At 55.8% G+C, this 240-nt stretch carries 1 protein-coding gene; it reads left to right on the forward strand.

Features of this window, described 5'->3' with window-relative positions:
* On the forward strand, positions 1 to 99 hold a 99-nt coding region (locus tag ACWXWW_RS18325), incomplete at its 5' end, for a glycoside hydrolase family protein (RefSeq protein WP_455971475.1).
* Positions 100 to 240: the final 141 nt, after the last annotated feature.

Consider the following 240-nt stretch of genomic DNA (forward strand, 5'->3'; position numbering starts at 1 on the left):
GAGTTGCGTCGCTGGACTTATGCTGGAGGCAAGCAGTGGAAAGGCCTGGTAACCCGTCGGGAGATTGAGCGCGAAGTATGCGAGTGGGGCCAGAAATGAGCCGGTTAACAGCAATCATATGCGCTGTCGTTATCTGCCTGCTGGTTTCCATGGCCTGGGCGATTAACCATTACCGCGACAACGCCATTACCTACAAAGACCAGCGCGATAAAGCGACGGTCCGGGCAGACACATCAGAGG

It is taken from the genome of Microbacterium sp. KNMS (assembly GCF_053851835.1).